Source organism: Microcoleus sp. BR0-C5, assembly GCF_036705045.1.
GTDB lineage: Bacteria > Cyanobacteriota > Cyanobacteriia > Cyanobacteriales > Microcoleaceae > Microcoleus.
The window spans coordinates 1-7,757 of the sequence record NZ_JAUBTR010000134.1 but is presented as its reverse complement, the minus strand read 5'-3'; the positions used below and the strand labels follow the sequence as shown (position 1 = coordinate 7,757).

Here is a 7,757-nt window from a genome sequence, read left to right as displayed (position 1 = left end):
GTAATCTCTTCAGGCTTGAATTTTTAAATTTTATAACCATCAATTCTATTTAAAGACCTGCGGAATGTGGGTTTAAATGTATTGCAAGGAGCGACCTATTTAACTCGACCAGATGCTTTGTTTGTCGATTTACCCTCGTATTTAGAAAATAGATTAGGCACTGTGTTTGCGGGGCCTGGAAGCCGCATCACGAGCGATGTGCTGCGGGGATACAGACAAAGCATTTTGCCGGCTGCGATCGAGATTCCGGCGAATGAGAGCCGAATGCTGATGAATTTGCCGATACCTGTGGGGAATGTCACGCCTTCTTCCAATGGTCGATCGACCTTGATGCGAATGTCAAGCAGCAATTCGGTTTATGTAGCATCATTAGCCATGTTTGCTCCTAAAAGTCAAGGACGAGTCGAGCAAGATCCGACTTTAGAAGAGTGGGAAAATATTTTAAATACCAAAGGTTTAGCGGGCCCCAGAGATTTAGCACCAACTCCGAGAGGCGAAAATCCGGTGCAAAAAATTTATGGCCGCGTGGCGGGAGTAGCTGAAGGTTCCCAGTGGCAAGCTAAAATTACGGACAATTCAAGAACCGATTATTTAACTATTCCCAAACGCGGCGAGTCATTTTCCTATGCTCTGAGCACTACTGATACGGGTACTTTTGGAACTGGTCAAATTCAAAGTGCTAAAATGTTAGCTCGCTACCCCGATACTGCTTATTTTGCTCACGGTAATTATGGGATTCAATACAACTTAACTTTTCCGCTTTATAACAAATCTCGTGAATCCCAATCTGTTAGCATTAAAATGCAAACACCGATTAAAGCAAATACAGAATCGGGGGGATTGATGTTTTATGATCCTCCCGAAAATCGGATATTTTTCCGAGGTACGGTGCGGGTGATGTTTAATGATGATACGGGCAAGACTTTGACACGCTACATTCACATCGTGCAGCGCCGGGGACAGCAGGGGGAACCTTTGGTGAATGTGAATATGAAGCCGGGGGAACGCCGTTTGGTGCAGGTGGATTTCTTGTATCCGCCGGATGCGACGCCACCGCAAGTTTTGACTGTGCGATCGAGTAATTAGTCAGTTGACAGTTGACAGTTGACAGTTGACATTAGTCATTAGTCATTAGTCATTAGTTGTTAGTTGCCATCAAATCCGCTAGCATCGGAATGATATTCGAGTGCGAGCGTCTCCGCTCGCGAGCCGAATGATACTAAGAAGTAGGATGCGTCAGAAGCATGAGATTTTCGCTTTTGGCTTTCTCGTTTTCGCTCTTATACTCAGAATCTCACAACTGACACAGGCTGGGAATAAATGGTGCGTCAGAATTAGATTTTGAGTGATGATTGACAATTACTAAACTGACGCACCATACCCCTTTCAACAGTCAACAGTCAACAGTCAACAGCCAACTAATTAAAGCGTCAAAGACTGAGGATTTGTCTCAATCAATTTCGCTAAATCTTGCAAGAAAGATGCAGCATCAGCACCGTAAATAATCCGGTGATCGCAAGTAATATTCACCTGCATTTGCCGCTTCACTCCCATCAAACCATCTTCATTAGCCACTACTTGCGGCCGCGAAGAACCGATCGCCAAAATCGAGCCTTGATTCGGCGGCAAAATCGCGTCAAACTTGTCTACTCCAAACATTCCCAGATTGGAAAGAGTAAAAGTTCCCGTGCTGTATTCATCAGGCTTCAACTGCTTGGTGCGGGCGCGATCGACTAAATCCTTCCAAGTGCGGGAGAGCGAATAAATATCCAGGCGATCGGCATTTTGCAGCACCGGCGTAATCAAACCGCCGCCATCCATCGCCACCGCTACCGCCACATTAATATCAGCGCGGTATTGAATTCCCGACTCCACATAAGAAGCATTCAGCAGAGGATGTTTTTGTAAAGTTACAGCTACAGCCTTCGCCAGCATAGCCGTCATCGTGACGCCCTTCGACTTAATTTGTTTGTAGAGTTTGTCCAGATTATCAGTAGTAATTGTGTAACCCACGCGGAAAGACGGCACGCTCAAACTTGCTTCCATATTCCGCACCACCGCATTTTGCAGCGCATTCATCGGTACTTTTTGGCCCGAAAGTGCGATCGCTGGGACTGGTGTGGGTACGGGTTTGGCTGCGGCGGGCGCTGCGGCGGGGGTGGGTGCTGCGGGTGCGGGTGCTGCGGGGACTGTTACCGCTTGCTGAACCGGAGCTGGTTGAGCTTTGCCTGCTGCTGCTTCCACATCCTCTGCGACAATGCGACCGTTGGGCCCGCTGCCTTTGATAGAATTCAAATCTACTTTAAACTCTTTGGCTAATTTGCGAGCGCGGGGAGAAACGATGCTGCGGCCGTTTTGGCGACTGACATTTTGCTGCAAACCTGCTGAGGATGTAGCTGCGCTCACAGGAGCGGGGCTGGGAGCCGGGGCGGCGGCGCTTGGGGCGGCGGCTCCTTGCTGCTGAGCTGCGGCGATTTCGGCTTCTGTTTCTGCTACGAGGGCGATCGCCGCCCCCACCGGAGCAACTTCGCCTGCAGGTACGATAATTATTGCTAAATAGCCTTCGTAGAAAGACTCCACGTCCATGTCGGCTTTGTCGGATTCAACAACCACCACCGTTTCGCCTTTTTCTACTTTGTCTCCGGCTGATTTGACCCAGGAAACAATTTTGCCCTCTGTCATTGTCGAACTCAGGGCTGGCATGAAAACTTCGCGAATCATCTGTAAAAAGTCCTTTTGTGTTGGTAATAGGTAATCGGTATTTGGCAATTGATAATTGGCGATCTGCCACCGGCAATACTTATTATTATGCCAGTGTCTCGCATTCTTGATGTGTGACTGTTGACTCAAAATCAATTGCCAATTACCGATCGCCAATTACCACTTACCAATTTCTAAATCTCACCTCGAATTTCTTCGACTATGCCGTCGCGGAGGAGAATTTCTACTTGCATTTTTTGAATCAAGTTTTCTCCGACCCCGACAGTGAACGTGCCGTCAATTTGACCTTGACTCACTTCTTGTTCTAGGTCTAGCACCTGCACTTGCTGAAGCTGTTGCAGGTTTTGGTTTTTCTGTTCTAGCAGTTCGCTTTTTCTTTGATTCACCTGCACTTGAATGTTTTCTATTTGCTGCTGTACTTGCGGGCCTGGGGGCTGTAGATTTTGCTGTTTGATTTCTGAAATCATCCGCTGCCCTTGCATTTCTAACTGTTGTAGCTGAGAGTCTATTTGGTTGATTTGGGCTTGGAGTTGCTGTTGAGCTTCTTCTTTCCAGCGGGGAGTAACGACGACTTTAACGTTAATCGATCGCTTCAAGAGTAATTGTGGTTCCATAAAGTTGTTGCTTGTCAATTAGGAATTAGGCATTAGTCATTAGTTGGTAAACATGAACTAATGGCCCAGGACTGAGGACTCGGATTCGGGACTCGGGTGTTGGGATAATTTTTTCTTTTCCATTCCCCAAGTCCAGCGAATATTTCAAAACATCCCGTCAATCATATCGCGGTAGTGTTGCGTCACAACCGGGCGCTTAATTTTCAGGGTCTGGGTCAACATTCCATTTTCCATCGAAAATGGCTCCTGAATCAACCGGAACGGGCCGATGCGATCGTCCGCGCGGTATCCAGGGCGATTTTGCACCTCTCGGTTCAATTCTTTGCGGAATAAATCTTGAATTGTCTTGCTATTCCAGTCAATTTCGTGTAATGGGGGATTCTGAGTTTCTGCCCATTTCTGCACGGCTTCTGCATTGGGGACAATTAAGGCGCCGACGGATTTCTGGTCTTGACCTACTAGCATAATTTGGTCGATGTAGGGGCTGCGGAGGCAGGCGTCTTCTATCGGCTGGGGTTCGATGTTTTCGCCGTTGGTGAGGACGATCGTATCTTTGGCCCGCCCGGTCAAGATTAAGTCGTTTCCCGGTGTCAGCCAGCCCAAGTCGCCGGTGTCGAACCAGCCGTTTGAGTCGATCGCCTTGGCAGTCGCTTGGGGATTAAGATAATAACCTGCCATAATTTGCGGCCCCCGCGCCAATACCAAGCCGCGCTGGCCTGTGGGCAGTTGCTGTCTGGTTTCTGGGTCTACTATTTTAATTTCCGTATGGGCGATCGGCTGTCCTGCGGAACCTTTAAGATTGTGCCAAGGGCGGCGCACAGTTAAAACCGGCGCAGTTTCGGTTAAACCATATCCCACTAACAAACCGATATTCGCTATTTCAAAGAAATTGTCTATATGCGCGGCCAAAGAACCGCCACCGCTAATCGCCCATTTTAAGCGTCCCCCTGTAGCTTCCCTGACTTTTTGGTAAACCAGTTTTTCGGCGAGGGCGTGCACGGGCGACAACAGAATGCTTTTGGTGCGGGCGATTAGTTTTTCGGAAGCAGAAGCCGGTTTCAAACTGAGAGTTAATCCTTGGAAAATGCGGCGGTTCTCGATGTATTGCTGGCTGGCCGATAACAGGAAATCCACCAATTTTTGTTTGTTAGGTGGCTGTTCCCGAAATTGCTTTTGTACGGCCTCATAAATCGATTCCCAGATGCGCGGAACGCTGACCATGTACTGGGGTTTGTAAGTTTTAAAGTCTTGTTTGAAATAGCGAATATTGGTGTAAATTTGCGTGCATCCTTGGGAAAGCAGGAAGTATTCGACGCTGCGTTCGTAGGCGTGCCAACTGGGCAGAATGCTGAGGACGCCGTCGCCGCCTTCGGGCTGGAGAATTGTGCCCAAGGTGTTGAGTTGGTGCAGCAGGTTGCCGTGAGTCAGCATGACGCCTTTGGGTTTGCCGGTGGTGCCGCTGGTGTAGAGGAGGGTGGCGAGGGTTTGAGGCTTGTGGTTGGTGGGTTTGAGGGGACGGTTTGCCCCTGTGGTCATCACTTGGGAAAATTTGACTGTGCTTAGGGTTTGGCTGGTTTCCGGTTCTTCGTCGGAGAGGAGGACGATGAGTTGAATGGGCAAATCAGGGAGGCGGTGTTGCAGTTTTTTCAGTAATGCCAGGTTTTCGACTACCAAGGCGGTGCTGCCGCTGTCTTGGATGATGTACAGGAGTTCTTGAGGGTCGGCGGTGGCGCCTCGAACCACGTTGGCGGCCCCGGCCATCATGATACCTTGGTCGGCTATCAGCCAGCGGGGACTGTTGTCGGCGAAGAGGGCGACGCGGGGAGGGACTGCTTCTCCTGGATTTGGTTCGATGCCGAGGGCTTGGAGGCCGGCGGCGAATTGCTGGATTTGCTGGTAGAGGTCGGTGTAGGTGAGTTTGACTTCTGGCTGGCTGTGGGGGTCGTGGAGGGCGACGGTTTGACCGAATTTTTGTTTGACGATCGCCCAAATTTCGGGTATCGATCGAATGGAACTGTAATCGATTAGCTTGCTGAGGTTCGCGCGATCGCGATCGGTCAGTTGATACGATGTGTTGTTCATAAGGATTTTTGCGATTTGTGTGAGATTAAAGTGTTGTTTGTGAATCTATTATTAATTTATATCTGAAGGGGGGCGATCGAACCGGGACAGTTTGCATACCTGTCTGTACCTGAGAGAGGCTATTTTTTATTAGTTGTTGTTATCTTTTCATCGATCGGGCTGAGGCAGAAACCGGCTTTTTTGCAAAAATGTTCGATCGCAGCCTTTAATATCGATCAAAAACCCGGTTTCTTTGGTATTTGATGCACAATTATCCATTTAGCAAACAAAGTTAAACAGAAATATATGAATTTACGAAAGTTGATAGTAGTTGCTTTGAGTGCGATCGTGGCATCATGTGGAAATGTACTTGGAGCCAAAGTTGCACAGACGCAACCAGAAAATAGTAGACGAACATTTGCTGATTGGTGTCGCCAAAAAGCTGATTTGAGTCCTGAAACCAAATATACCGTTGATGTGCTGTTGAAGGAAGCGGGGACTAATGATTGCGATGCGGCCGATCGGAAACTTTCTAGTCTCACGGAGCTCTACCTCAACCACCAGGGGATCGGCGATATCAAACCGCTAGCATCCTTGACTAACCTGACACAGCTCGCCCTCGCCTTCAATGAAATCGGCGACATCAAACCGCTAGTATCCTTGACTAACCTGACCAATCTCTACCTCAGCTACAATCAAATCAGCGACATCAAACCGCTAGCATCCTTGACTAACCTGACTTTGCTCCACCTTGATGGCAATAAAATCGGCGACATCAAACCGCTAGTATCCTTGACTAACCTGACTGTGCTCAACCTCACCTTCAATGAAATCAGCGACATCAAACCGCTAGCATCCTTGACTCACCTGACACAGCTCGTCCTCCAAGGAAATCAAATCGGCGACATCAAACCGCTAGCATCCTTGACTCACCTGACTGAACTCGACCTCATCAATAATCAGATCGGCGACATCAAACCGCTAGCATCCTTGACTCACCTGATGGATCTCAGGCTCATCGGAAATCAAATCGGCGACATCAAACCGCTAGCATCTTTGACGAAACTGACTTTGCTGTGGCTCAGTGGCGATCGGATCGGCGAGATCAAACCGCTAGCATCCTTGACTAACCTGACGAAGCTCTGGCTCAAGGGAAATCAGAGCGGCGAGATCAAACCGCTAGTATCCTTGACTAACCTGACTGAACTCAGCCTCGAAGGAAATCAGAGCGGCGATATCAAACCGCTAGCATCATTGACTAACCTGACGAAGCTCATCCTCAGAGGCAATCAGATCGGCGAGATCAAACCGCTAGCATCCTTGACTAACCTGACATATCTCGACCTCAGCAATAATCAAATCAGCGAGATCAAACCGCTAGCATCCTTGACTAACCTGACATATCTCGACCTCAGCAATAATCAAATCAGCGAGATCAAACCGCTAGCATCCTTGACTAACCTGACATATCTCGACCTCAATGGCAATCCGATCGCTCCCAAAACCTGCCCTCTCAAACCAGAGTCTATCTGTAAGTGGGAACCATAACCCAAACCATAAAACTTGAAAATGATGCCCGATCGCACTTAAATGCTTTAGTCGCGATGGCTGTGGTGCTGGTAAAGTACGATCGCCAATTCTATCGGCACATCGGCTTCAGTCAGGGGGAGATTGTCGGGAAGGGCGATCGTAATTTGCATAATTTATACTACCTTTTAATTTCAATTGTCTCTGAAGTGCGATCGTTTAATTTTGCAATTCGGGTTTAATTTTGTTAACAGGACTTACCCACACACACTATCTGTAGGGCGAAGCACACCGCACCTTATCCCCACAAATAGTGTAAAAATTGCTCCGCATAAGTTCTATTTAAGCGACCTTGCGCGGTGCCTCAACCATCGGCGCAGTGCCAAACAAATGTCTGAGATAACTGCGACTGAGTTCGCGGTTCCAGCGCCGCAGCCGCACCATCACTCGCGTGAATGTAAAAGTCAATTCCACCACCAAAGAAAGCTGTTTGAGACTGAGTGAAGTATTAAACACATCATTGCCGTGCGTGCGTTCAATCTGATGGTGTTTCAGCAAAGCAATCAGGTTTTTGGTAGAGCCTTTCAGTTGATTAAAATAACTCTGGGAGAATGCCCAGCGGCTGAAACCCCAAAACTTAGCCAAATGATTGATCTCATCCTGTAAAGGCTGGGAAATTGCCTGTTGCAACGCTCCTGTTGAGTGTACCATCAACCATAAATAAACAGAAGTAGCTCCCCACTCGGTACTCAGGCGACTAAGGAATGAGAATTAAATAACATCAGCGATGTATAATAAATAAATGAGTGAATATGAAGAGGTGTATGTTTCGGT

At 48.1% G+C, this 7,757-nt stretch carries 7 protein-coding genes; 3 read left to right on the top strand and 4 right to left on the bottom strand.

Annotated elements, in window-relative coordinates:
• Nucleotides 1–66: 66 nt before the first annotated feature.
• Nucleotides 67–1,086, top strand: coding sequence for a DUF3370 domain-containing protein (locus QUB08_RS30790; protein WP_333229958.1), 1,020 nt, complete (start codon nucleotides 67–69; stop codon nucleotides 1,084–1,086).
• A 336-nt stretch (nucleotides 1,087–1,422) separates the two neighbouring features.
• Here the strand turns inward: QUB08_RS30790 and QUB08_RS30785 are convergent, their stop codons facing one another.
• From QUB08_RS30785 to QUB08_RS30775, 3 genes are all read right to left on the bottom strand, one after another.
• Complete coding sequence (locus QUB08_RS30785; protein ID WP_333156759.1) at nucleotides 1,423–2,721, bottom strand: dihydrolipoamide acetyltransferase family protein; 1,299 nt, start codon at nucleotides 2,719–2,721, stop codon at nucleotides 1,423–1,425.
• A 173-nt stretch (nucleotides 2,722–2,894) separates the two neighbouring features.
• A complete protein-coding gene (locus tag QUB08_RS30780; RefSeq protein ID WP_333229956.1) occupies nucleotides 2,895–3,335 on the bottom strand; it encodes a YlqD family protein in 441 nt (146 codons plus the stop codon).
• Nucleotides 3,336–3,479: 144 nt separating this feature from the next.
• Nucleotides 3,480–5,417: a long-chain fatty acid--CoA ligase gene (locus QUB08_RS30775; protein WP_333229954.1), complete on the bottom strand. Its 1,938-nt coding sequence runs from the start codon at nucleotides 5,415–5,417 to the stop codon at nucleotides 3,480–3,482.
• A gap of 285 nt (nucleotides 5,418–5,702) precedes the next feature.
• Between QUB08_RS30775 and QUB08_RS30770 the strand changes: the two genes are divergently transcribed.
• Nucleotides 5,703–6,944 carry a leucine-rich repeat domain-containing protein gene (locus QUB08_RS30770; protein ID WP_333229952.1) on the top strand — a complete coding sequence of 414 codons (1,242 nt, stop codon included), beginning with the start codon at nucleotides 5,703–5,705 and terminating at the stop codon, nucleotides 6,942–6,944.
• Nucleotides 6,932–7,165: a hypothetical protein gene (locus QUB08_RS30765; RefSeq protein ID WP_333229950.1), complete on the top strand. Its 234-nt coding sequence runs from the start codon at nucleotides 6,932–6,934 to the stop codon at nucleotides 7,163–7,165. The genes QUB08_RS30770 and QUB08_RS30765 overlap by 13 nt, the downstream gene beginning before the upstream one ends.
• A gap of 100 nt (nucleotides 7,166–7,265) precedes the next feature.
• On the opposite strand, the gene QUB08_RS30760 is transcribed toward QUB08_RS30765, so the two are convergent.
• A complete protein-coding gene (locus QUB08_RS30760; RefSeq protein WP_333229948.1) occupies nucleotides 7,266–7,634 on the bottom strand; it encodes a hypothetical protein in 369 nt (122 codons plus the stop codon).
• Nucleotides 7,635–7,757 lie beyond the last annotated feature (123 nt).